The following is a 24,583-nucleotide window of genomic DNA, read 5'->3' as shown; positions in this document are numbered from 1 at the left end:
AATGGAGGTATGGATAATGGGAAGAGAATTTAAAGCAAATAGTTTACTAAGTTGGATTGAGGAGAATAAAGATCAACTACAGCCGCCGGTTAATAATAAGGAAATGTTTCCTGGTTCAAATATGATTGTCATGATGGTTGGAGGACCGAATAGACGACGCGATTTCCATATTAGTCCTGCAGAAGAGTTTTTCTATCAAATTAAGGGCGATTGTTACGTAGAAATCATTAACGATGCTGGTGAAAGAGAAGTTATCACTGTTAAAGAAGGGGAAGTCTTCCTATTACCAGCTAATGTACCTCATTCTCCACATCGAGTTGCCGATACAATTGGAATGGTCATAGAAGAGCCTCGTAATGGAGAGGAAGAGCATATGGTTTGGTTCTGCGATAAATGTAATCACGAAATGCATCGCGTAACGTTACAACTAACGGATATCGGAACACAGTTGAAGGCAGCTATAAATGAATTCAATTCTAGTGAAGATTTAAGGTCTTGCGATCAGTGCGGAAATGTCATGCCAGAAGAAGTAGGGTTGTGGAAATGAGAGTAGACTTTCATACACACATCATACCCGAAGATATTCCAAATTTCGTAGAGAAGTTTGGTGGCGGTCGTTGGCCTACTTTAGAAAAAACGTGTTCTTGCGGAGCAAATATAATGGTCGAAGGAAAAGTCTTCCGTGAAGTGACCAATCAAGTATGGAGCCCTGAAAAACGAATTGAAGATATGGATAGAGAAGGTGTCGACATTCAAGTGTTGTCACCTATCCCAGTAACATTTTCTTATTGGGCGAATCCTAAAGAAGCAGAAGAAATGGCAAAAATTCAAAATGATTTCATCGCCGAGACGGTTAAAAAATACCCGAATCGATTTATTGGACTAGGAACAGTTCCACTCCAAGATATAGATGTGTCCATACGTGAAATGGAAAGATGCGTAAAGGAACTAGGTTTAAAAGGGATTGAAATCGGAACGAATGTAAATGGAAAAAATCTAGATGATCCAGAGTTCACAAACTTCTTTAGGAAAGCAGAGGAATGGCAAGTTCCATTGTTTATCCATCCTTGGGAAACTCTTGGAAGAGAGCGTTTTCCACGCCATAATTTTATGTATACGGTAGGAATGCCAAGTGAAACTGCTCTTGCAGCAGCAAGTTTGATTAATGGGGCTGTCATAGAGAAATTTCCTAACTTAAAAGTTTGTTTCGCTCACGGTGGTGGTTCTTTTCCATACATCTTGCCAAGGTTGGATCAGGGGTGGAATGTATGGCGGGATCTTCGAATAATAAGTAAACCACCTAGCCACTATACAAAAAACTTTTATTTTGATTCATTGAATTACGACCCGCAAAACCTGAAGTATTTAATTGAACGTTTTGGCCACGAAAGAGTAGTCATGGGTTCGGACTATCCCTTCCTATTAAGGGAAATTGTACCTGGCAAAGTGATAGATGAAACGACAGAACTTACGGAAGAAGAAAGAAAAGCCATATTAGGCAAGAATGCATTAGAGTTCTTGAATGTTGATATAAAGGAAGTGGTTCAAAAATGATGACACCTGAAGAAAAATTACAGGAGCTTGGATTAGAATTGCCTTCCCTAAGACCGACTGTAGGTAATTATGTCAGTTGCATTCGCACAGGTAACTTACTTTTTACAGCTGGGCAAGGAGTGGATCAATTTCACGGAAAGCTTGGCCAAGAACTGACAACTGAAGAAGGGTATGCAGCAGCGCAACAGTCGATGCTTAATCTCCTTTCAGTTGTAAAGAATGAAATAGGTGATTTAAGTAAGATTAAACAGTTTGTCAAACTCCTGGTCATGGTAAATTCTACACAAGAATTTACAGAACAGCCCAAGGTAGCGAATGGTGCGTCTGATTTACTTGGAAAAGTGTTTGATGAAAAAGGGAAGCACGGTCGTTCAGCAGTAGGCATGGCTCAATTACCGAATAATACAGCAATTGAAATAGAGATGATCATCGAAGTAGAAGATTAGGAGGAACATAGATGGCAAAAGAAGTCGTAACGAACAAAATTGACATCAAGGATGCGAGATTATTTATAGATGGAGAATATATTGATTCTTATACCAACGAAACATTCGACTCTATCAATCCGGCAACCAATGAGAAACTAGCATCTATCGCCCAAGCGGATGAAAAGGATACAAAGTTAGCAATTGAAGTTGCACATCGTGCATTTCAAAGTGGTGTTTGGAGTAATATGCCAGTTGAACAAAGGTCGGAGATTCTTTGTAAAATGTCGGACCTAATTTTAGAGAATGTTGAAGAACTAAGTTTTATTGAAACGTTGGATGTTGGAAAGCCAATCAAGGAGAGTAGGGGATTTGATATTCCTAGAGCAGCATCTAATTTTCGTTTTTTTGCAGAAATGGCTAAATACGTAGTACAAGAACATTATGACATGAGTAAATTCATGTCCTATAGTCAATATGCTCCGGCTGGGGTGACGACTCTTATCATACCGTGGAATCTTCCTTTTATGCAATTGACTTGGAAGGCCTCAGCAGCACTTGCTGCAGGAAATACGGTTGTAGTTAAGCCAGCCTCGTATACACCGCTTAGCGCTATAAAATTAGGAGAAATCGCAAATGAAGCTGGATTGCCTCCTGGCGTCTTGAATATCATTACTGGTCCTGGGAGCATAGTTGGAACTGAATTATCAACGAATCCTCTTGTTCGTCGCTTGTCATTCGTTGGGGAATCTTCAACAGGAAAGACGGTTATGCAAAATGCTGCTAAAAGTCTTATCCCTGTTTCACTTGAACTCGGTGGAAAGTCCGCAAATATCGTTTTCGAAGATGCTGATTTAGATGAGGCTGTGGAAGGATCCATCGATGCCGTTTTTAGAAATCAAGGGGAGATTTGCTTAGCTGGATCTCGAATACTAGTTCAAGAGAGTATCTATGATACGTTTTTAGATAAATTTGTAGAATCTGTTAAAAAAATTAAAGTTGGAGACCCGACAGATGAGAATACCGATATGGGTGCACTCGTATCGAAGAGTCATCTTGAAACTGTTGATAACTACGTTCAGATTGGAATAGAAGATGGGGCTAAGTTGGCGTATGGTGGTGAAAAAGTGAAAGGATTGGAAAAAGGAAATTTCTATATGCCAACTGTATTATACGATGTAGATAATAAAATGAGAGTAGCTCAAGAAGAAATTTTCGGCCCTGTTCCAGTAATTATACCTTTTAAAACAGAAGAAGAAGCCATTGAAATAGCAAATGATTCGATTTACGGCCTTGCTGGAGTGGTTTGGACAAACGATTTAAGAAGAGCGCATCGCGTCACTTCCTTGATTGATTCAGGCTTGTTATGGGTAAATTGCTGGTATGTCCGTGATCTACGTACCCCTTTTGGAGGCTCCAAGGCTAGTGGAATTGGTCGAGAAGGCGGTAGACATAGTTTTGATTTTTATACAGAGGCGAAAACAATTACATTCAAAAAGTAAAGGACGTTTCGGAAAGGTGGACTCAGTTCACCTTTTCGTTTATTTAAAATAAGTAAACATTTTTCTTAAGTGTCTAGATTGTTCGCATACTGGTGTGTAAATTCCTAGGGAGGTGAGATATTGAAATGACGTTAAAATTCTTTAATTACGCAAGGGAACTAATACAAGCTGAAGAAATGGCAGTAGAAATTAAAGCCCTTACAGACCGTAATAAAAATCTCACGGTCCAGGATGCTTATCAAATTCAGTTAGAGAGCGTTAAATTAAAAACAGAACAAGGGAAAAGAGTCATAGGAAAAAAAGTTGGTCTAACGAATAAAGCAATGCAACAAATGTTAAATATCGATGAACCAGATTATGGTCATCTGTTTGAGGATATGAAGGTAAATAACGGTGATACCGTGAACGTGGATTCTATGATAGCACCAAGAGTAGAAGCCGAGATAGGCTTTGTGCTAAAGGAGGACTTGCGGGGTCCGGATATTACATTTTTAGATGTTATTATGGCGACTGATTACGTTGTTCCTACTATCGAAATTATTGATAGCAGGATAGCTGATTGGAAAATCGAGCTAGTAGATACTGTTGCCGATAACGGGTCGTCTGCCAAGGTTGTAATAGGTCAAAACAGGAAAAGTTTAGATGAAATTAATTTACGTACAAATGGAATGATTTTGATGAAAAATAAAGAAATTGTTACAACAGGTTCAGGATCAGCCGCTTTAGGTCATCCGGCTGAAGCAATAGCTTGGCTTGCAAATAAGCTTTCTGAATTCGATATTGTTTTAAAAAAGGGGGAGTTAATTTTACCCGGGGCTTTATCCTTTGCTGTCCCTGTTTCAAAAGGAGACAAGATTGTAGCTGATTTTGGTGTACTTGGAAAAGTAAGTGTTTTATTCAAATAGGACTAATTAGATTAGAAAATGGAGGTGTGCCAGTTACATTGAAAACAATCGACAACAAAGATATTATCGAATATCTACTTTATGCTGAAAGGGATGCGCATGAAGTCAGTAAAATAACAAACGAATACCCTGAAATTACCATCGAGGAAGCATACGTATTGCAAGATGGTTTATTACAAAGGCGATTGAAAGAAAACAATACAAAAACAATAGGCATGAAATTAGGGCTGACTAGTACTGCAAAACAGGAAATGATGGGTGTAAAGCAACCCATCTATGGGTATTTGCATAAAGATATGCTTGCTTATGAATGGGAGCCATTATCTTGCTCGGAATTGATTCATCCGAAAATTGAACCTGAAATTGCATTTTTTATTAGTGAAGATATCCAAGGAGAAAATATTACGGAAGAGGACATTTCACAAGCAACTAAATATGTTGCTCCAGCCTTGGAAATTATCGACAGTCGATATAAAGACTTTCGTTTTACTCTCGTCGATGTTGTAGCTGACAATTGCTCCTCAGCTAAATTTGTAGTAGGTAGTAATCTCCAGTCTCCACATTCTATTGATGTAGGTAACATCGGAATGGTCATGTCCAAAAATGGAAAAGTGGAACAGACTGGTTCAAGTGCAGCGGTATTAGGGCACCCATTAAAAGCAATGGCATGGGCTGCGAATCTTCTTGGAAAAAGAGATAAAGGGTTCAAAAAAGGGGATATTGTTTTAAGTGGTGCGATTTCCGAAGCAATTTCTCTTGAAGCTGGAGATAAAGTGGTGGTTGACTTTGATAATCTTGGCACAGTTTCCATATCATGCACTGATTGAATCCAATCTGTTTTAGGCGGCCTCGTTTTTGGACTTAAGAAAAACAACAGTCGCGCAAGGCATTCGCTAAAGCCTAATAGCGAATGCCTTGCTTTCTAGAAAAATGATAAAAAGGGGACTTTTATTATGATAAAACCTAGTAAACTGGGCTATGCTGATTTTGCTGCAAAGGATATCGAGGCAATGGAACATTATTACACCGAGGTGATGGGGCTTTCATTAGTAGAGGAAGGGGATGATGGTAAAAGATATTTAAGTACAGGGCTTGACCATCATAATATGGTTTTAATCCCTTCTAATGAAAGTAATTTACGATGCATCGGTTTTCAATTAGATAGCGATGTATTGCTTCAAGATGCTAAAAAAGAATTACAAAAACAAGGTATTTCGGTTGAACTTAAATCCGATGCCAGGCCAGGTATTTCGGAATTGCTAGAGTTAAAAGATCCCGATGGTTTTATTATACATCTATATACAAATATGGAAATGCCTGCACCGCGTTTTAAAGAACATGGAATTGCCCCAAATAAATTGGGACATTTAGCATTAGGGTCGATGGATTCTATAAAGTCAGCAAAGTTTTATCAAAATATTCTTAAGTTTGATTACACGGATAAAATTGGCGAGAGGGCCAATTTCTTAACATGTAATACCGATCATCATGTACTTAATATTTCAAGCCTCGGGAAATACATTGGATCCCCTAATTTATATCACCTGGCCTTTGAACTTAGAGATGCCAGCCATCAATACAGAAGCTTGGATATCCTAGCCAAAAACAACATCCCCGTTGTTTGGGGACCGACTAGACACACAGCTGGTCATAATATCGCAGCTTATCATCATGATCCAGATGGTAATTTAGTTGAATTATTTATAGACATGGATCAGTTAATTCCTGGACTCGGCTATTTCAATCCGCGACCATGGCATGAGGAATTCCCTTTGAAACCTAGATATTGGGCTGATAATGTGGCATGGGGGACAGCTTATGAAAAAACCTTATTTGAACATGCCTTAAAAAAATTTCAGAACATCACGAACTAAGATGGTAATTTAATAATTATTTAGATTAAAAATATCGCTTACACTTAAGTTGTTTATAGGAGGTGATAGTAATTATCAAATACTTGCAGCAAGCAAATTAAAATCCAATTCAGTTTGGGGGGGCGAAAATTGGAAAAAAACAAAGTGCAACAAATCATTGAAAGAGAAAAAGGATTGCAACAGGGCTTAACTACGAGACAGTTAACGATGATTGCCATAGGTGGAGCAATAGGGACAGGTCTATTTTTAGGAAGTGGATTAGCAATTGGATTAGCCGGACCGAGCGTTATTTTAAGTTATGCAATAGGGGCTCTTATCGCATTAATGTTAATGGGGTGTCTTGCGGAAATGACTGTTGCACACCCGACATCGGGATCATTTGGGGCTTATGCAGAAAGTTATATTAATCCTTGGGCAGGGTTTGCAGTTCGGTATTCTTATTGGTTCTGTTTAGTGCTGGCAATTGGTACAGAGGTAACAGCGGTGGCGATTTATATGAGTTATTGGTTTCCGACAGTTCCTGGATTCGTTTGGATTATTGTTTTTTCAGCAGCATTATTATACGTCAATGTTACAAGCGTCAATGTGTTTGGGACCGTTGAATACTGGTTGTCATTAATAAAAATTATCGCAATTGTAGGATTTATCCTTTTGGCTGTTTATGTAATCATTGGTGCGGATAGTTCTTCTGCAATTACTTTTCAAAACTATACAAATGATGGAGGTTTTTTTCCAAATGGGTTTTGGGGAATGTGGATTGCTATTTTCGTTTCCTTGTTTAGTTATTTAAGTATTGAAATGATAGCGGTTAGCGCTGGTGAAGCAAAAGAGCCTCAAAAAGCTGTTCCAATTGCTTTAAAATCAGCAGTTGTAAGACTTGTTCTATTTTATATTTTAACACTTTCATTAATGCTAGTAATCGTACCTTGGGGGTCAGCTGGTGTAGAGACGAGTCCGTTTGTAAAAGTAATGGAGATTCTAAGTATCCCTGGAGCTGCAGGTGTGATGAACTTTGTTATTTTAGTCGCCGCGTTGTCCGCCATGAACAGTCAACTGTATATTTCTACACGGATGATGTTTTCGTTATCTCGTGCTGGATTTGCACCAAAAGCCTTAGGGAAATTAAATAAAAATTCTGTACCAGCAACAGCGTTAGCTATATCTGTTATTGGAATTGCTATTGCTACAGTTATTACCATTATTGCTCCAGAAACAGCTTTTGGCACAATGGTATCCATATCAAGTTTTGGAGCAATGTTTACTTGGTTTATGATTTTTATTACCCATTTATTTTTCAGGAAAAAATGGAAACAATCCGGAAATAAAAAGTTGCCTGTACGAATGATTGGCTATCCATATTTAACCATTTTGGGAGCTATTTTACTAGTGGCTGTTGTTGTCTCCACATGGTTCTCTGTAGAGTTTAAAGCAACTTTGATTGTCGGTGTGCCTTGGCTCATATTTATAACAATTGCTTATTTTATTTGGAAAAATATAAATCAAAAACGAGACTTAGACATAGATGACCAAAATGAAGTCCAAGATATGTAATAATAACAAATAAGAGAGAACGGACTATCCATGGGCAACCATAGGTTATAAAAATAGTAGAATATAAAAAACCTAATACATTTGCTATATAATGGGCGAATGTGTTAGGTTTTTTAATATTTAAAGCTCTCTAATAACTGCCCGAACCGGACTTGCATCTCCTCCATAAATGGATAGAGGTAATGCAATTAACTCATATTTACCTGGATTCACATGTTTTAGTACTAAGTTTTCTAAAATATATACCCCGTTCTGATGCAATGAATGATGGGCACTTAAGCTCTTGCTTTCAACAGGATCAACGGAAGGGCAATCCGTACCAATTAAATGGATTCCTTTTTCCTTTAAAAACGGACCGATATCTTCTCGTAAGACAGGAAAACTTTCTGGAAACTGCTGATCTTTTCTGTCCAATGAGCGAAGTAAGAGGCGACTGACTCCATCCAGATCAAATCCTTCAAGCTCTTTTCGACCGATCATCGTATGACCTCGAACATCAACAACTGTCGTCGTGCCAACAAATAAGGAGATATCTAGCTCATGCACCTTTTTCCCCGCATTATCATAATGAAACGGAGCGTCAACATGGGTACCCGTATGAACACTAGTAGAGATTTCTCCAATATTTACTGATTTTGTCTGTTCTTTTGTAAAGCTTAGCTGATAGGTAAAGGGGGTATCTCCAGGCCATGTTCCGATATCATTTGTTAACGTCATCGAAATATCCATCCATTGTTTCTTCTTCATTATTAATCACCTGCTTTAACTTCTATTTTAAATAAATCCTAAAGTATTAATTAGCACGATAACAATGGTGACTGGTACAATCCATGTCATTAATTTTCTCCATATCGTGTATATTTCTGGTTTCACGGTGCTGCTGAGTAGAAATTCTTCTTTGACTAGTGCTTGATCCATTCTATGAATGATAAAGATGGAGATCAATAAATTTCCAAGTGGCAGCATAAGATTACTAACTAAGAAATCGGTAGCATCAAACACTGTTTTATCAAAAATCAGCACATTTTGGAATAAACTTGATGATAAGGCAGCAGGGATTGCGGCAATAAAAATAATCAGTCCACTTAAACTTGTAACACTTTTTCTTTCTCTTTTTCCATCTGCTGTAAATGCAGCGACAATAATTTCATATAAACTAAATGATGATGTTAAAGTAGCAAAGAGAAATAATAGAAGAAATAGACTAAGAAACACTTCTCCAAATGGCATTTGAGCAAATGCTTGAGGGAGTACCATAAACAAAAGCCCCGGTCCCTCTGCTGGTTCATATCCAAATGCAAACACAACAGGAAAGATGGCAATCCCCGCCAAGAAAGAAACGATGATATTCATTGTAACAACCCATCCTGCAGAGAAGGAAAGGCTAATATCCTTTTTCAAATAAGAACTATAGGTCACCATACACGAAAACCCAACTGCTAAGGCGAAAAACGACTGACCAAGGGCATAAAGGATGGACTCGGAAGTAATATTGGTAAAATCAGGCGCTAAGAAAAAACGGATTCCCTTCATCGCACCTTCTAAAGTTACTGCTCGAACAACTAGAATAATGAAAAAGATAAATAATAGAGGCATTAAATATTTATTTACCTTCTCAATTCCTTTTTGGACTCCTAACGCAATAACCGCAATATTAATTAGAGTGAAAATAGCAAGGCCTAGAAACGTAATCCATGGTGTGCCAGTTACCATCCCGAATAACTCTGGGTAATTTACTCCATCCCCAATTATCGCTCCAAAAATGGATAGCCCACTGTAAATCAACACCCAACCACCGACAACGCTATAAAAAGAGAGCAGCAAAAAACAGCCTAAAACACCAAATCTTCCAATCCATACCCAAAAACCGTCTGGAGCAAGTTTTTTATAGGCACTAATGGCTTCCTTTCCAGATCCACGCCCAATAATATATTCAGAGATTAATAGTGGAAAGCCAATTAATACCGTAAAAATAACAAAAATAAGGAAGAAGGCACCACCACCACTTGTGCCAGTCACATACGGGAATTTCCAAATCGCACCTAAGCCAATTGCTGCTCCTGCAGACGACATAATGAACCCAAATTTAGATGACCACTGATTATTGTTCATCTATATCCTCCTTTTAAATAGATGATAGAGGCACTAAAATTCTGTTCGAACATCCCATAACTCTGGGAAGAACCGATGATCTAGTACGTTTTTCAGATAGCCTACACCTGATGATCCGCCAGTACCAACTTTATGGCCAATAATTCTTTCCACAGTCTTCATATGACGAAACCGCCACTGTGACAATGCATCTTCTAAGTCAACAAGTTTTTCCGCCAATTGATATAGTTCCCAGTTATCTGAAGCATTTTCATATACTTTTTTCCATGCATTCTTTACACTAGCTTCTGCTTCATATGTCTTAGAGTAATCTCGATTTAAAACTTGAGAATGAATATCGAATCCCGCTCTGTCTAAGGCTCTAATGGCGACATCATAAATACTTGGTTGATAAAAAGCTTTTTGTAACATATCGTATATTTTCTGATCCTTCTTATAAATTTTTAAAATAGCATCTTTCTTATAACCAAGAGCAAATTCTAACAATCGATATTGATAGGACTGAAACCCTGATGCATTTCCAAGTATATCGCGAAACTCTAGATATTCTGCTGGTGTTAGCGTGGATAGTACTTCCCATGCTTGAATTAACTGATACTGTATTCGGGTAACACGTGCAAGCATTTTAAACGCGGGTTGAATGTCTCCATTATCAATAGCAACTGTAGCTGCTCTCAATTCGTGTAAAGTTAGTTTCATCCATAGTTCTTGAACTTGGTGAATTATGATAAATAACGGCTCATCATGATGGCTGGAAATGGGTTTTTGACTGGATAGTAAGCCATCCAACTGCAAATAATCGGCATACGTCATATTATTTCGGAAATCCGTATGAATGCCTTTTTCTTCCCTCGTATAGTTAGTCATTATATTCTAATCCCTCCTCTAAATGTATGCGCATACAATGTAACCTATTGTTAACCCTTAAGACACAACTTCACGCTTGTTTTCAAATTTCTTATAGCTTTCTTCCTTCATAATTTTATTTAAAACTTGAACAACGTGCCATACATCTTCAAACGTATTATAAAGTGCAGCAGGGGCTAAGCGTATTCCAGACGGTGGACGGAAATCTGGGATAATATTTTCTTGTTTCAATGTCTTACAAATTCGGGCTGCTTCAGGATGTTCCAAATAGATATGTCCACCTCTTCTATAGTCTTCTTTTGGATTTGCTATAGTGAATCCATATTCAATTAAAGTTTTATCGATTAATGCCATCATATATTCCGTTAGTTTAAGAGATTTGGAACGTATTTTTCCGATTCCTATTTCTTGAAACATTTCCAATGAACCAAGTAATGGCGCAGCACTTAAAACATGGGGTGTTCCAATTTGGAGTGCTCCAGCGGTCTCAGAAGGATTCATCGTTAAATCCATATCAAACTGCTTTGTTTTATCAGAGCCAAACCAGCCACCAAGACCAGGAGCTTTTGGCAAATGTTTTTCATTAACATAGATTCCTGCAGGGGAACCAGGGCCACCATTTACATATTTATACGTACACCAAAACGCAAAATCAACATCCCATTTATCCAATGAATGCGGAATTGCTCCAATCGAATGACATAAATCAAAGCCTACTAAAATTCCAAACTGATGTGCTTTTTCCGTAATACGCTTCATATCAAGCAATTGTCCGCTTCGATAGATCACACTTGGGAAAACAGCCAATGCGACTTCATCTGTCATCGAATCGATAATATCTTCTTCAACTAACGTATGTCCATCTCTTGATTTTACGAGAATAAGATGTTCCTCAGGATTGAAGCCCCGTAATTTTAGATGACTTTTAATTGCATAAATATCGGAAGGGAAATTCAATTCATCTGCTAAGATTTTTGTCCGTTTTCCATTTGGTTTATAAAATGTTGCCAGGAGTTGATGGAGATTTATTGTTGTTGATCCGGTTATGATTACTTCTTCTTTTTTAGCTCCAACAAGATAGGTACTCTGTTCTCCTAACTTTTCTGATAAATAAAACCAAGGATGTTTCCCATTTGTCCATCCATCAATCCCCTGAGTTTTCCAACTGTCTAACATATAAAACAAGGAATTTTCAGCCCGTCTTGACAAAAGACCCAAGGAATTGCCATCCATATAAATCGTATCTGATTGACGATAGAATTCATGTTGATAAACGCTTAACTCATCTTCTTTATCAAGCTGACGTGCAAACTCAATTGATGTATCTACATTTGTTTTACCCAAACAGACCACCGCCTATAATATATTCTGAATAATCTTATAATAATCCACTTCTGATACATTGTCAATGACATAATGTCAACGAATAAAAATCGGAATGTAGGTAGAGCACTTCTTTGTTATAATAAATTCATCTGAATTTTCTAATTAAACTGGAGGGCAAAGCAAATTGGATCAATTGAATAACTTAACCAAGCGTCAGCGGCAAGCAATGGAAACAAGAGAGAGATTACTAACCTCTGGAAAATGTTTATTTATAAGAAATGGATTTCAGAAAACAACAATGACTCAGATTAATAAACAAGCCCGTACCGGTTACGGCACAGCATATGTGTATTTTAAAAATAAGGATGAACTTTTTATTCATTTAATAGACCATGTGATGGAAAAAATGTATGAGGTTGCTAATCTTCCGTTTTCTCCAGAAACGAGGGAGGAGGCTTACTCATTAATTCATAACCAGGTGGAGAAATTTTTAATTGCAGCGGTAGAAGAAAAACAAATCATGGCTGTTATAGAAGAAGCAATAGGAATTTCATCTACTGTTAGAGAAAAATGGAACATAATCCGTAACCGGTTTGTCGCAGGAATAACTCGGGACATTACCACCGTCCAACAGAAGGGGTTGGCCAAAAGAGAAATGGACGCTTCACTCATAGCAAAAGGTTGGTTTTATATGAATGAGCAGCTCATGTGGGACCTTGTCACCAATCGAATAAATGATTCAGTCGAGAATATTGCGAATGCCTTAACAAAATTATATACTGGTGGATTATATATGAATTAATAATAGGACCTTATAATTGGAATTGCACGAGAGTGGTTTGAAAATTAAGGATAGAAGCGCATAATATTAGGTGTATTTTCCATAATAAGATAGAAACTATAGGAATTGGAGTTGTTTATATTGGTACAATCATTGAATGGTAAAGTTGCATTTATAACCGGTGCTGGTAAAGGAATTGGCAAGGCAGCTGCACTAGCCCTAGCAAATGAAGGGGTACATATAGGTTTACTTGCACGAACAGAGGCTAACTTAAAGAAAGTGGCAAGTGAAATCGAAAGCATAGGATCAAAAGCGGCTTATGCAGCGGTTGATGTTTCATCACAAAAGGAAGTAGAGCAAGCAGTTCAGAACGTTACTTCCGAATTAGGAAATGCTGATATTTTGATTAATAATGCGGGAATTGGGAAATTTGAAACACTTTTAGAAATGGATCCAGAAGAGTGGAAGAGAACGATTGATGTTAATTTAATGGGAACCTATTATGTAACAAGAGCAGTACTTCCTCAATTAATAGAAAAAAACAGTGGAGACATTATCAATATCTCATCTACAAATGGGTTAGGTGGGGCAGCTACGGCAAGTGCATATAGTGCTTCTAAATTTGGATTAATTGGATTAACGGAATCATTGGCACAAGAGGTACGAAGAAATAATATTCGTGTGACTGCCTTAACTCCAAGTACAGTTGCAACAGAACTTGCGGAGAATTTGAATCTGATAAAAGATAATAATGATGAAAAATATATGCAGCCAGAAGACATAGCAGAATTCATCGTTTCTCAATTAAAATTACATCCACGTATTTATGTGAAGACAGCAAGCTTAATAGCAACCAATCCGTTTTAATTGAATATAAACTCATTCAAACGACAGGGGTACCAGTAAAATCAGGTACTTCTGTTTTTTAGTTAAGGTAGTTTTCTTTTTTCACGTATCTAGTGAATTCCCATATAGTGATTAATGGGTTCAATAATCTTTAGGCTATACAAAACTTCTCAGCGATGAAAGAGAGGTATAAGAATGTTTGTTTATTCAGTAAAACCTGGGGATTCTTTATATAGAATTAGTCAAAAATATCATGTATCCGTGGATATGCTTAGGCTTGTTAATGGTTTGATTTCACCGAATATTGTACCGGGTCAAGCTTTATTAATCAATAAAACTATTTACACTGTTCAACCAGGAGATAGTTTATACAGTATTGCCAAGATGGCTTATGTTCCTTTAGATAGGTTAAAAGAGTCAAATCCGGGGGTAGATCCAAATCAATTGCGACCAGGAATGGAAGTGGTCATTCCTGATCATCCAACATATACAGCTTCTACTTTTAGTTATAACTACATCACAGGTACGAATCATGACGAAGCAATCATTCATGATTTTGCTCCATATTCCACGTACTATTCATTTTTTGAATATCATATTTCTATTGACGGATCTCTTAGTCAAATAGATGATCTTAAAGCAATAGAAACGGCATGGGTTCGTCATACAGCTCCGTTAGCAACGATTACCAATTTAACATCGGCCGGCTTTAGCCCTATATTAGCTAGTCAAGTATTAAATAATCCTACTGTAAGACAAAATTTAATTAACAACATTTATAATCTCGTTTCAATGAAGGGCTATGCGGGTGTAAATATCGACTTTGAAGGAATTATGGCTCAAGACCGTGACATGTTTTCTACTTTTTTAAGTGAGCTTAAAAATCGCTTAGGTTCCGAGGGCTTCTTACTTACAGTTGCTGTTCCTCCGAAAACAAACGATAACATTCCATGGTTAAGAGGGTATGACTATGGAGGTATTGGCTCTGTGGTAGACATCATTTTTATTATGGCTTATGATTGGCATCACAGAGGTAGCGAACCTGGACCAGTTGCACCAATTAACGATGTGAGGAGAACAATAGAATATGCTTTAGAAAAAATGAACAGTAGAAAAATTATTCTCGGCGTCCCACTTTATGGGTACGACTGGATTTTGCCGTATAAGCCGGGAACGCTTGCTAGAGCAGTTTCTAATCAAAGCGCCATTCAAATTGCCACAACCCAAGGTACTCCTATTCAGTATTCTGAAAGCGATCAGTCCCCTTATTTTTATTACATTGATCAACTTGGTCAAAGTCATGTTGTGTGGTTTGAGGATTCTCGCAGTATGGCTAGTAAGATGGAATTAGTTACCGAATATGGACTTCTCGGAATTGGAGCATGGCAAATTGGCCTACAGTTTCCAGAAGGTGTTTGGCTCCTAAGAAAGTTTTTTAATATTAGAAGGGTTACGTAACCCTTGAACAACTGTCCTGTTATTATAAAGAACAAAGTGAAATCTGGAGTTAGGGCCCAGATTTCACTTTTTTTTTTAGGGAAAGATATGCAAGGATGTTAGGCTTAAATAAATTAGGAATGGAAGTAATTTCAAATAATCTTAAGGAATTTTAAGTATAAGGGTGTATTTTTTCATACAATACAAACTGTATACATAATTTAAACAGAATTAGTAAATTGAACGGTTTGGTAATTTTTTGTTAAAGGTTTATTATAAGTAGGAATACAAAAAGGTTGTCTACTCAATATAGATTGAGGAAAAAGCAAAGAGGAGTGGAAAAAGTGAGTAAAGTAAAATGGAAAGTAATATTTTTAGTTTTCGGTCTGTTAACGCTATTGATAGCTGCAGGGTGCGGTTCAGAAAATGATACAGGTAGTAACGATGAATCAGATGCTAATGAGAGTGAATCGAATGCTACGGAAGATATGAATTATAGTAAAGCAGTTGATTACACGATTACAGGTATTGAACCAGGTGCCGGTATTAGTGTAACAACGGAAAAGGCGTTAGAAGAATATGATTCATTAAAAGGCTGGACTGCGATGTTTTCATCAACAGCAGGTTTGATTTCAGAACTGGACACAGCAATGGAAAATGAAGAACCGATTATCATAACCGGGTGGAATCCACATTGGATGTTTGCGAAGTATCCAGACATGAAATATCTAGAAGATCCTAAAGGTGTGTATGGTGAGACAGAAATGATTAAGACGCTTGCAAGAAAGGGTCTTAAAGATGAAATGCCAAATGCCTACAAACTACTGGATCAATTTCATTGGGAAGTAGAAGACATGGAAGGCATTATGAATGACGCACAGGAGAGCGGAGAAGAAATAGAAACGATTGCCGAAAAATGGGTGGAAGAAAACCAAGACAAAGTGGATGAATGGACAGAAGGTGTAGAAGAAGTAGATGGTGAATCCATCGAATTGGTTTCAACACCATGGGATTCTGAGCGTGCATCATCCGGAGTAATTAAAGCTGTGATGGAGCAACTTGGTTATGATGTAACAGTAACGCCAGTTGATATTGCTATTATGTTCGAATCGGTTGCCAATGGAGATGGTGATGCAACACTAGCAGCCTGGTTACCATTAACACATAATGACTTTTACGAGAAATATAAGGATCAAATCGATGACTTAGGTGAAAATCTTAATGGTGCGAAGATAGGACTTGTTGTTCCTGCTTATATGGACATTGATTCTATTGAAGACCTAGAGGCAAATGAATAAACAGGATTACACTAAATGTAGTCTATGTTTTATTCTAATCCAATACTTATTGTTTAACAAATCAGTAAAATAAGGTATACTATAAGTATAAAGTAATAAAATAATAAAGACTGAATGGTGCTGTAACACCATTCAGTCTAAATAGTGTAATAGCCCTTCAAGGGGGCGACTCACGATAATTAGAGAAATAACTACCCTAACATGCTCGTCAGGCTCATAGGGTGGTTATTTTTTTTGCAAGATAAGAACGTATAAAAAGTTAACTTATTAAATCTTATCATCAGAAGGGCCACGTCCAGCTCCAGCTCCCAGCGACTAGCGAGACTTCCTTCACCTTCGTACAATAAGTCAACATCGACTCACTCCGTTCGTCGTGTTTCCTTTATCTCCTACGGCTCAGTCCAGTCCGTACGTCGCTAAACGAGCGCTTGCGCTTTTGTTCCGTAAATGACAGAATAGCCACAATCAGACTAGCAAACGAAATCATTAAGATAAGCGTCTGAAAAACTGTCATCCTATCACCCTTTTTACAAAGAATAAAGGGAGTGAGCCACCACTCATGAAAACCCTACTTACACTATTCACATTATATCACAGGTGGCTTACTTATATCATGCACAAAGAGCTAGAGGCGATTCACCTATAGCTCCCTAATGCTAATATGTTTACACTTTTTGAGTTGAGTTAACCCTACTAAACAATGTGCGCAAGAATTAATTTTGTGTCACTCATGTAATTTATATATACTTGAATCATTACAATAAATACAATAAGGAGGAAACTAACATGACAAAGGAAAATATAAAGGAGTTATCCCTAGAACAACGTGAAGAGTTACTCCAAGTATTGAAAAACCGTTTTGAAGAAAATATGAACCGCCATGAGGGTCTTGAATGGTCTAATGTACAAGCAAAGCTGGATGCTAATACTGAAAAACTATGGTCTCTCCATGAAATGGAAAGAACTGGCGGTGAACCGGATGTTGTTAGTAATGATAAGGTAACGGACGAATATATTTTCTATGATTGTTCAGTGGAAAGTCCTAAAGGTCGCAGAAGTGTTTGTTACGACCGTAAAGCACTGGAGTCAAGGAAAAAACATAAGCCGGAAAATAATGCTATTGATATAGCAACTGAAATGGGCATTGAACTTTTAACGGAAGAACAATATCGAACGTTGCAGAATCTTGGTAATTTCGATATGAAAACATCGAGTTGGGTGCTAACACCATCTGATATTAGAGATCGTGGTGGTGCTCTTTTTTGCGATTATCGCTACGGTAAAGTGTTTGTGTATCATAATGGTGCGGAATCTTACTATGCTTCTAGAGATTTTCGTGGTTCGCTAAGGGTCTAGCTTTTAGTTAATTTCAACAGAATCCTAAATGTAATAACACAAGTAAAAATTTTGAATTTGACAAGTATTGAAAGTTCTTAAAAACTGTTTAAATACCTAATAGACCAGAGTTTTAATCTGGCCTATTAGGTTTATTGTGGTTTTGAAATTAACTACGGGTATTTCTTGCATTTGATCTGCCTTTTGCTCGTCTTTGCTCATCATCTAGCTTAGGTTTATTTCTTTTTACCTTATCTGTTTTTCCGTCTTTAACCATGCTCAATCCTCCAATAAAAAATATAATGAGGTTTTTCGGTTATTAGGAATACGCATACGAAGTTGGTTATTATATCTTTCTTCCAAACACCATTAACACATAACCGAATATAACCATTATTACATTTACCGGAATGACAGTAATTATTCATTGAATGCTTACAAAGTGTTTTACCCATCTAAATAATGAAATTCATTGAGAAGCAGATTGAGTGATATTTCGTATATGTTGTTTTTATTTGTCAGTGGCTTTTATATCGGTTTGTAACAGGTTAAAGGGAGCAGGGGTTCTATTGAACTTGTACATTATTACCATTCACTTACAAATGAGCTGTTTTCTTTAATTACCTTCTTTATTAGGGTATAGTTAATATATCGAAATAATTATTTGTTGAAGGAAGGTAATACAATCGTTGATTCAGAATTAACGGTCAAACGTAACTTAGCAATCATGTGGTTTGCTAATTTTTTTATTGCCGGAAGTATGACAATGGTTATTCCATTCCTCTCCTTGTACATTGAATCAATGGGGAACTTCTCAGATTCTTATGTTCAAACATGGTCAGGTTTAACTTTCGCTATCACCTTTGTCACAGCATTTATTTTTTCACCAATCTGGGGGAGATTTGGTGATAAACACGGAAGAAAGCCGATTCTCATTGTATCTGCTATAGGAATTGGGATTTCTGTTTTTCTAATGGGGTTTGCCACAACAGTTTGGCAACTTTTTTTATTACGGCTATTTATGGGGATTGTAACTGGGTTTATCCCAATGTCTCAAGCATTCATTTCAACACAAACCTCTAAGGAAGTTGCTGGAAAAGTACTTGGAACATTACAAACCGGAAATATTACGGGAGCTCTAATGGGACCGATGCTAGGTGGAATTCTTGCTGACACATTTGGTTTCGCAGGGACATTCAAGTGGGTTGCATTAACTGTCTTTATTTCCGCCATCCTCGTAGCCTTTGGAATAAAAGAAATTAAAGTTAAACTCTCAAACGATGCAAGAGATTACAAATCTTACTCTAGTAAAGAAGTGCTCCTATATATATTACGCAGTCCTGTACTACTCGTTGTTTTACTCTTATCCACACTCGTTCAAATCGCACATTTTAGTATTCAACCCATCCTTTCTTTATTCGTTGCCGAGATTCACGGCCCTGAAAGTTTAGCTTTTTTTGCGGGATTAGCCTTTTCAGCTGCAGGTCTTGGAAACTTATTAATGTCAAGACGCTGGGGAAAATATGGAGATAAGTTTGGCCATACTAAGATTCTTATCATTTTATTATTTGTTGCAGGAATTGTTTACCTGCCAGGTGCATTTGTAACGAATATATGGCAACTTATAGTTTTACGCTTCTTATTAGGTGTATCCATAGGTGGAATTGTCCCAGTTCGAATGGCTTACATACGAACGGCAGCACCACTTTCCATGCAAGGAGAAGTTATAGGCTACAATACTAGTTTACGGTTTTTAGGGAACATCATCGGACCAGCACTAGGCGGATTCTTAGTTGCAATCAACGGGTTCTCAACAGTATTCTTTGTAACAAGTTTACTTCTTATTTTAAGCGGAGTGCTCATGCTTGTTACATGGTATAAATTTGAATACTTAGCCGAACAGGAACAGTCGTTTCCTACGCGTTCAAGGCATTCACATTAACAAGATCATAACGGTAGAAATAACATACTATTTTAATTTCAGCCAATAAAGCTGGATGCCCTTCCAGTATTCAATACTTTTATATAAAAAACCACTCATAAATGTAGAAATATCAATATTTATGAGTGGTTTTTGAACAGCTTATTTCAAAAGTTACATATCCTCATTATCTTTATCATTATACTTAGAACTATTAAGATCTAACTCGACATTATTTTTTCCTAAGAGGTCCACATAGGTCTCATTAAGATTTTCTCCATAAAAACCCTTATTTAATTCAAGATTTGCTTGTACTGTTTTTCCTTGATTTTTCTTCATCTTGATAATCCCTCCTTATCTTTAATCTGTCCAAGAAATACATAAGCTATGTCTTGTGTTTATAAGCTTGCCAAGCAAATCCCTACTTCTTATACGCCTTCTGTAAGTTTTTAGGAGAAAGATTATATTCTTTTTTAAAAAGTCGATAAAAACTAGAATAGTCCTGAAAGCCGCATGTCATAGCAATTTCCTCTATGGAAAGCTCGTTTTGTTTAATCATAGTAACCGCAGTTGCAAGCCGCTTTAATAATACGTAACGATAAAACGGCACGTTCATATTGTTTTTAAAGTAATGAGAGAAATAATATTTGTTTAAATGAAATTGATTCGAAACATTGTCCAAACTTAGATCTGGATCGGTTAAATGGGATTCAATGTATTCAATAATTGACACTAATCGTTGATCCTGTTTATTCCCTTTACTGATTTGTTTTGTACTGCTAGCAGGGTTCAGGATGATTTGAAGTGCTTGAAATAATAAATAATGCAAGGCAAAGGATTGATTTTCCTCTCCATTTTTTTGTCGGTCACTCACATCCCGAAGTAGAAAAGTAAGTTCCTCTAATTTTTCGGAGTTTAAGTGAATTACATAAGTACCCTGTGTTTTATGATAGACAATGCTTTCTTTCATAGAAGCTGAAATAGACAAATACTCTGCTAATAACTTTTTGCTTATATTCGATACGACTCGTTCATAGTTATTAAAATCCTTTACTTTCGCTCTATGAACAGCATAGGGGGGGATCACTACTACATCCCCTTTAGTTAGAGAATATGATCTTCCTTCACAAAAAAAATCACAATTTCCACCAAGAAATATAAGAAACTCCATCGCGTCATGACTATGCAAACGGAATAAAGGCTCAATTTCGGAATAATTTTCAGCAGATTCAAGAGGGTTCAAGCCATAATCGTGTGATTGATAATTTTTACTCCAGTAATAAAGCTCAAAATCTTGATTGATGATTGGCATAAAGGTAGATTCTTTCATCATGCACCACTTCCTTACAGCAATATATACAATAATTTTAGCAAAAAATACAATTTATTTTAGGTTTATCTTTGTTATCATAACATTATCGTATTGTTTTAATAAATGATTTACTTAATTATGAAAGCCCTAACTATAAAGAATGAGCCCATCAAAATTGACATTCATAAACTAATGAATTAATTAAATTTGATACATAATAAACGGTAGAAATACTACGTTTAATGGATGATAAATGTACTAGGAGGAGTTCAAGTGGATAAGCAACCAGAATTACAAGTAAGAACGAAGAAACTGATAGAAGCAGAAGGTTTAAAATTCAAAGATTTAAATAATAACGGGAAACTTGATCCTTATGAAGATTGGCGTTTAAGCCCGAAAGAACGTGCAGAGAACCTGGTTTCTTTAATGAATATGGATGAAAAAATCGGGATGATGCTTATTAACTCCCGAAAAATGGGACTAGCTCAAGAAGATAAAAGCAAGACCAGTCATGATGGGGTACTAGATGAAGCCATTATAGAAAAGGGCGAGACCATTTTCGCTACTAGTAAAGTATTCGGAACGACGCATACGATTGCAGAGAGAAAACTTAGACATTTCATTTTAAGAGATAACTTTAGTCCAGCTGAAACAGCGGAATGGATTAATAAGATGAATGAGGTAGCAGAGGAAACGCGTCTAGGTATTCCCGTCATCGTTGCATCTAACTCCAGAAATGAAAATGGGGAAGCAGTATTTGGGATGAATGATGCCATTGGAATCCTTTCTACATGGCCAGGAACTTTAGGACTAGCTGCAGCGGCACAAGGAGATATTAAAAATGGCGGAGATGCGTCCCTTATTAGCCAATTTGCCAGTATCGCTCGTAAAGAATGGGATGCAATCGGCTTAAGAAAAGGTTATATGTATATGGCCGATGTGGTGACAGATCCAAGATGGCAGCGTACATATGGTACGTTGGGAGAAGACCCAGAATTTATTGCAGATGCAATTGGTCGTATTATTGACGAATTCCAAGGTGAAGAACTTGGAAAAAATAGTATTGCCATGACAACAAAACACTTCCCAGGTGGTGGAGCAAGGGAAAATGGTTTTGATCCGCATTATGCAGAAGGAAAATGGAACCTTTACCCAACTCCAGGTAGCTTAGAAAAATATCATCTACCTCCATTTAGAGCAGCAGTAGAACATGGAACATCTTCTATCATGCCATATTACTCTATCCCAAGTATTAAGAAGAGTGTCGTTCAAGAATTTGAAGGAGAAGACATTCCGTTTGAAGAAGTAGGATTTGCGTTTAACCATTACTTCTTAAATGAGATTCTTCGTAAAGAACTAGGATTCAAAGGTTATGTTAACAGTGATAGTGGGATTATCAACAACATGAGCTGGGGAATGGAAGATAGTAGTGAAGGAGAACGTTTTGCTAAAGCAGTGAATGCTGGTACAGATATCGTTGCAGATACGAATGATATTGAAAATCTGAAATTAGCAATTAGTAAGGGATGGATTAGTGAAAAACGTATTGATGAAGCAAACGTTCGTCTTCTAACTGAAATGTTCGCTCTTGGTCTATTTGATGACCGTACGTACAATGAACCGGAAAAGGCTACAGAAGTTGTGAAAACGAAAGAACATTGGGATGCTGCATATGAAGCACATAAAAAATCTGTTACCGTATTAAAAAACACAAATCAAACTTTACCATTAACTCAAGGTAAGCTAGACGGCATGAAAGTGTATGTGGAAGTTTTTCATAAAGAACCAGAAAGAGCTACTGCTTATACAGAAAAAGCAAGAAAAGAAGCAGAAGAACTCGGTCTATTTACAATGACAGATAACTATGAAGAGGCAGATACAGCGATTCTCTTCTTACAACCAAAATCCGGAGCATATTTTGACGCAACACCCGGACTATTAGAACTGGAAATATGTGAAAATAAAGTATTATCAGCTATGGATGGTAAATTGTATCAAGAGACTACTATAAGTGCGATGGATCATCTAAAAGAAGTGGCAGACAACATTCATAGCCGTGGAGGAAAAGTCATTATGAGTGTAAACATCATCCTACCATGGATTCTAGGGAATGTTGAACCATTAGCAGATGCTTTAATCGCTGGATATGATACCTTCTTTAATGCACAGTTAGAGGTAATCGCAGGAAATCACAAGCCAACAGGTGTTTTACCATTAACATTACCAGCAAGTGACGATGTTATTGCGGTTCACCATAATGGCGATTGTGTATCACCAAACGACGTACCAGGTTACGACAAGGATAAATATATGCCGGAGGGAATGAGCTATGCTTATAAGGATAGCGATGGTAATATTTATAAACTCGGTCATGGATTAAGCTATTAAGTATGGCCCCCTTGCCTTCTAGGATACTGAAATATTATAAGATTTGAAGTTGAAATTATTAAAAACACTCACAAATGTGGTAAAAGAATGTTTGTGAGTGTTTTTAATTCTAAGTAAAACATTTTGGAATAATAGTTTGTTTACTAACGCTTTCACAAATGTTTCACATATTATCTATTGATTAGCTATCATGGTACTGTTACATTGTTGTGGGAGGTTGTTATACTGCTATAGTAACATCAATAGACATATAAATGGAGGCTATTCTAAATGAAAAGAAAGAATTTAATGTTAATTTTTGCCTTAATATTGGGTGTTTTAGCCGGGTGTAATAACGGTACAGATACATCCCAAGAATCAGAAGAACTAAAAATGCTTGAAGTTGATTTTGAAGTAGCTGAGAAAGCTGATGTAGATGAAACAGTAGAATTGAGCGCAATCGTTACATATGGCGATGAGAAAGTAAAAGATGCAGATGAGGTTACATTTGAATATTGGGAACAAGGAAACAAAGAGAATAGTACGATGATTGAAGCTAAAAACAATGAAGATGGAACCTACACTGCACAAGTATCCTTTGATTCAGACGGTGTTTATGAAATGTATGCACATACAACAGCAAGAGATTTACACACGATGCCTAAAAAGTCAATTACCATTGGTGAGGGTACAAGTGCTGATCATGAGGATGAAAATCATAATGTTGAAGGTGAACATTCTGGTCATCAGAAAGGTCTTGATATGCACTTTATGGATCCGGAAAATGTAAAAGTGAATGAAGAAATAAACCTTACTGTAAATTTGCAAATGGACAATAAACCACTGAAAGATGCTCGTGTACAATATGAAATTGTTAATGACAGTTTAGATGTACATGAATGGGTTGAAACGGAAGAAACGGTTTCAGGTGAATACACCAATTCCTACTTATTTGCTAAAGAAGGCAACTACACAATAGTCATTCATGTGGAAGATGATGAAGGACTTCATGAGCATACGGAGCAAGTTTTAGAAGTGAATAAATAGACAACTAGGGAGGGATTATCCTCTCTTTTATTTTGCCAAATTTTAAAACGAATTCTGTTTTTTTAGGCACTTCATAGAAAAATGAAATAAAAGACATACTAATAATATAAACCAATAACAAAA

23 protein-coding genes are annotated in these 24,583 nt (G+C 36.9%); 16 read left to right on the top strand and 7 right to left on the bottom strand.

What is annotated here, in order from left to right:
* The first annotated feature begins 16 nt into the window (after positions 1–16).
* The 8 genes from A9178_RS01125 (at position 17) to A9178_RS01090 (ending at position 7,811) form a co-directional block, all read left to right on the top strand.
* Entirely contained in the window at positions 17–547 is a 531-nt protein-coding gene (locus A9178_RS01125) for a 3-hydroxyanthranilate 3,4-dioxygenase (RefSeq protein WP_068672081.1), read from the top strand.
* Positions 544–1,554, top strand: a complete 1,011-nt coding sequence (locus A9178_RS01120; RefSeq protein WP_068672080.1) for an amidohydrolase family protein — start codon at positions 544–546, stop codon at positions 1,552–1,554. The genes A9178_RS01125 and A9178_RS01120 overlap by 4 nt, the downstream gene beginning before the upstream one ends.
* Positions 1,551–2,000 (top strand): RidA family protein, encoded by a 450-nt coding sequence (locus tag A9178_RS01115; RefSeq protein ID WP_068672079.1) that lies wholly within the window; start codon positions 1,551–1,553, stop codon positions 1,998–2,000. The genes A9178_RS01120 and A9178_RS01115 overlap by 4 nt, the downstream gene beginning before the upstream one ends.
* Before the next feature lie 11 nt (positions 2,001–2,011).
* Positions 2,012–3,481 carry an aldehyde dehydrogenase gene (locus A9178_RS01110; RefSeq protein ID WP_068672078.1) on the top strand — a complete coding sequence of 490 codons (1,470 nt, stop codon included), beginning with the start codon at positions 2,012–2,014 and terminating at the stop codon, positions 3,479–3,481.
* Positions 3,482–3,606: 125 nt separating this feature from the next.
* Positions 3,607–4,386, top strand: coding sequence for a 2-keto-4-pentenoate hydratase (locus A9178_RS01105; RefSeq protein WP_068672077.1), 780 nt, complete (start codon positions 3,607–3,609; stop codon positions 4,384–4,386).
* A 38-nt stretch (positions 4,387–4,424) separates the two neighbouring features.
* Positions 4,425–5,213 (top strand): 2-keto-4-pentenoate hydratase, encoded by a 789-nt coding sequence (locus A9178_RS01100; protein WP_068672076.1) that lies wholly within the window; start codon positions 4,425–4,427, stop codon positions 5,211–5,213.
* A gap of 126 nt (positions 5,214–5,339) precedes the next feature.
* Complete coding sequence (locus tag A9178_RS01095) at positions 5,340–6,260, top strand: VOC family protein (RefSeq protein ID WP_068672075.1); 921 nt, start codon at positions 5,340–5,342, stop codon at positions 6,258–6,260.
* 129 nt (positions 6,261–6,389) lie between these two features.
* Entirely contained in the window at positions 6,390–7,811 is a 1,422-nt protein-coding gene (locus tag A9178_RS01090) for an amino acid permease (RefSeq protein ID WP_068672074.1), read from the top strand.
* Positions 7,812–7,931: 120 nt separating this feature from the next.
* On the opposite strand, the gene kynB is transcribed toward A9178_RS01090, so the two are convergent.
* The 4 genes from kynB to kynU are packed head-to-tail and all read right to left on the bottom strand — an operon-like array spanning position 7,932 to position 12,134.
* Entirely contained in the window at positions 7,932–8,558 is a 627-nt protein-coding gene (kynB, locus tag A9178_RS01085) for an arylformamidase (RefSeq protein ID WP_068672073.1), read from the bottom strand.
* Positions 8,559–8,585: 27 nt separating this feature from the next.
* Positions 8,586–9,923 (bottom strand): sodium-dependent transporter, encoded by a 1,338-nt coding sequence (locus A9178_RS01080; RefSeq protein ID WP_068672072.1) that lies wholly within the window; start codon positions 9,921–9,923, stop codon positions 8,586–8,588.
* Between the two features lie 33 nt (positions 9,924–9,956).
* Complete coding sequence (gene kynA, locus A9178_RS01075) at positions 9,957–10,790, bottom strand: tryptophan 2,3-dioxygenase (RefSeq protein ID WP_068672071.1); 834 nt, start codon at positions 10,788–10,790, stop codon at positions 9,957–9,959.
* 57 nt (positions 10,791–10,847) lie between these two features.
* The gene (gene kynU / locus A9178_RS01070; protein ID WP_068672070.1) at positions 10,848–12,134 is read right to left on the bottom strand and encodes a kynureninase; all 1,287 of its coding nucleotides are present in this window, start codon (positions 12,132–12,134) and stop codon (positions 10,848–10,850) included.
* A gap of 166 nt (positions 12,135–12,300) precedes the next feature.
* On the opposite strand from kynU, the gene A9178_RS01065 reads away from it, so the two are divergent.
* The 4 genes from A9178_RS01065 (at position 12,301) to A9178_RS01050 (ending at position 16,478) form a co-directional block, all read left to right on the top strand.
* Complete coding sequence (locus A9178_RS01065) at positions 12,301–12,918, top strand: TetR/AcrR family transcriptional regulator (RefSeq protein WP_231889770.1); 618 nt, start codon at positions 12,301–12,303, stop codon at positions 12,916–12,918.
* Between the two features lie 120 nt (positions 12,919–13,038).
* Positions 13,039–13,764, top strand: coding sequence for a 3-ketoacyl-ACP reductase (locus A9178_RS01060; RefSeq protein WP_068672069.1), 726 nt, complete (start codon positions 13,039–13,041; stop codon positions 13,762–13,764).
* 174 nt (positions 13,765–13,938) lie between these two features.
* A complete protein-coding gene (locus A9178_RS01055) occupies positions 13,939–15,201 on the top strand; it encodes a glycosyl hydrolase family 18 protein (protein WP_068672068.1) in 1,263 nt (420 codons plus the stop codon).
* Positions 15,202–15,524: 323 nt separating this feature from the next.
* Positions 15,525–16,478 (top strand): glycine betaine ABC transporter substrate-binding protein, encoded by a 954-nt coding sequence (locus A9178_RS01050; protein WP_068672067.1) that lies wholly within the window; start codon positions 15,525–15,527, stop codon positions 16,476–16,478.
* A 382-nt stretch (positions 16,479–16,860) separates the two neighbouring features.
* On the opposite strand, the gene A9178_RS19605 is transcribed toward A9178_RS01050, so the two are convergent.
* Complete coding sequence (locus A9178_RS19605) at positions 16,861–16,992, bottom strand: putative holin-like toxin (protein WP_369801927.1); 132 nt, start codon at positions 16,990–16,992, stop codon at positions 16,861–16,863.
* Between the two features lie 272 nt (positions 16,993–17,264).
* Between A9178_RS19605 and A9178_RS01045 the strand changes: the two genes are divergently transcribed.
* Positions 17,265–17,834, top strand: a complete 570-nt coding sequence (locus A9178_RS01045) for a DUF4256 domain-containing protein (RefSeq protein WP_068672066.1) — start codon at positions 17,265–17,267, stop codon at positions 17,832–17,834.
* 706 nt (positions 17,835–18,540) lie between these two features.
* The gene (locus tag A9178_RS01040) at positions 18,541–19,755 is read left to right on the top strand and encodes an MFS transporter (RefSeq protein ID WP_068672660.1); all 1,215 of its coding nucleotides are present in this window, start codon (positions 18,541–18,543) and stop codon (positions 19,753–19,755) included.
* Between the two features lie 153 nt (positions 19,756–19,908).
* Here A9178_RS01040 and A9178_RS18795 read toward each other — a convergent pair whose 3' ends face one another.
* Positions 19,909–20,073, bottom strand: coding sequence for a hypothetical protein (locus A9178_RS18795; RefSeq protein WP_156520667.1), 165 nt, complete (start codon positions 20,071–20,073; stop codon positions 19,909–19,911).
* Between the two features lie 82 nt (positions 20,074–20,155).
* Positions 20,156–21,067, bottom strand: a complete 912-nt coding sequence (locus A9178_RS01035) for a helix-turn-helix domain-containing protein (protein ID WP_231889769.1) — start codon at positions 21,065–21,067, stop codon at positions 20,156–20,158.
* Positions 21,068–21,319: 252 nt separating this feature from the next.
* On the opposite strand from A9178_RS01035, the gene A9178_RS01030 reads away from it, so the two are divergent.
* Together A9178_RS01030 and A9178_RS01025 are read left to right on the top strand one after the other, a co-directional pair.
* A complete protein-coding gene (locus A9178_RS01030) occupies positions 21,320–23,434 on the top strand; it encodes a glycoside hydrolase family 3 protein (protein WP_231889768.1) in 2,115 nt (704 codons plus the stop codon).
* Positions 23,435–23,704: 270 nt separating this feature from the next.
* Positions 23,705–24,460 carry a FixH family protein gene (locus A9178_RS01025; RefSeq protein WP_068672064.1) on the top strand — a complete coding sequence of 252 codons (756 nt, stop codon included), beginning with the start codon at positions 23,705–23,707 and terminating at the stop codon, positions 24,458–24,460.
* Positions 24,461–24,583: the final 123 nt, after the last annotated feature.

The organism is Oceanobacillus sp. Castelsardo, from assembly GCF_001659985.1.
Classification (GTDB): Bacteria; Bacillota; Bacilli; order Bacillales; family Amphibacillaceae; genus Oceanobacillus.
The sequence above is the reverse complement of the archived record's forward strand: the minus strand, read 5'-3'. Positions and strand labels throughout refer to the sequence as shown.

Excerpts from the sequence above, each read along its gene's own strand:
- A9178_RS01095 (WP_068672075.1), top strand. The coding sequence starts at position 5,340 with ATGATAAAACCTAGTAAACTGGGCTATGCTGATTTTGCTGCAAAGGAT.
- A9178_RS01035 (WP_231889769.1), bottom strand. The coding sequence starts at position 21,067 with ATGATGAAAGAATCTACCTTTATGCCAATCATCAATCAAGATTTTGAG.
- A9178_RS01120 (WP_068672080.1), top strand. The coding sequence starts at position 544 with ATGAGAGTAGACTTTCATACACACATCATACCCGAAGATATTCCAAAT.
- A9178_RS18795 (WP_156520667.1), bottom strand. The coding sequence starts at position 20,073 with ATGAAGAAAAATCAAGGAAAAACAGTACAAGCAAATCTTGAATTAAAT.
- A9178_RS01040 (WP_068672660.1), top strand. The coding sequence starts at position 18,541 with ATGTGGTTTGCTAATTTTTTTATTGCCGGAAGTATGACAATGGTTATT.
- A9178_RS01115 (WP_068672079.1), top strand. The coding sequence starts at position 1,551 with ATGATGACACCTGAAGAAAAATTACAGGAGCTTGGATTAGAATTGCCT.
- A9178_RS01105 (WP_068672077.1), top strand. The coding sequence starts at position 3,607 with ATGACGTTAAAATTCTTTAATTACGCAAGGGAACTAATACAAGCTGAA.
- A9178_RS01080 (WP_068672072.1), bottom strand. The coding sequence starts at position 9,923 with ATGAACAATAATCAGTGGTCATCTAAATTTGGGTTCATTATGTCGTCT.
- A9178_RS19605 (WP_369801927.1), bottom strand. The coding sequence starts at position 16,992 with ATGACAGTTTTTCAGACGCTTATCTTAATGATTTCGTTTGCTAGTCTG.
- kynB (WP_068672073.1), bottom strand. The coding sequence starts at position 8,558 with ATGAAGAAGAAACAATGGATGGATATTTCGATGACGTTAACAAATGAT.
- A9178_RS01110 (WP_068672078.1), top strand. The coding sequence starts at position 2,012 with ATGGCAAAAGAAGTCGTAACGAACAAAATTGACATCAAGGATGCGAGA.
- A9178_RS01045 (WP_068672066.1), top strand. The coding sequence starts at position 17,265 with ATGACAAAGGAAAATATAAAGGAGTTATCCCTAGAACAACGTGAAGAG.
- kynA (WP_068672071.1), bottom strand. The coding sequence starts at position 10,790 with ATGACTAACTATACGAGGGAAGAAAAAGGCATTCATACGGATTTCCGA.
- A9178_RS01125 (WP_068672081.1), top strand. The coding sequence starts at position 17 with ATGGGAAGAGAATTTAAAGCAAATAGTTTACTAAGTTGGATTGAGGAG.
- A9178_RS01055 (WP_068672068.1), top strand. The coding sequence starts at position 13,939 with ATGTTTGTTTATTCAGTAAAACCTGGGGATTCTTTATATAGAATTAGT.
- A9178_RS01025 (WP_068672064.1), top strand. The coding sequence starts at position 23,705 with ATGAAAAGAAAGAATTTAATGTTAATTTTTGCCTTAATATTGGGTGTT.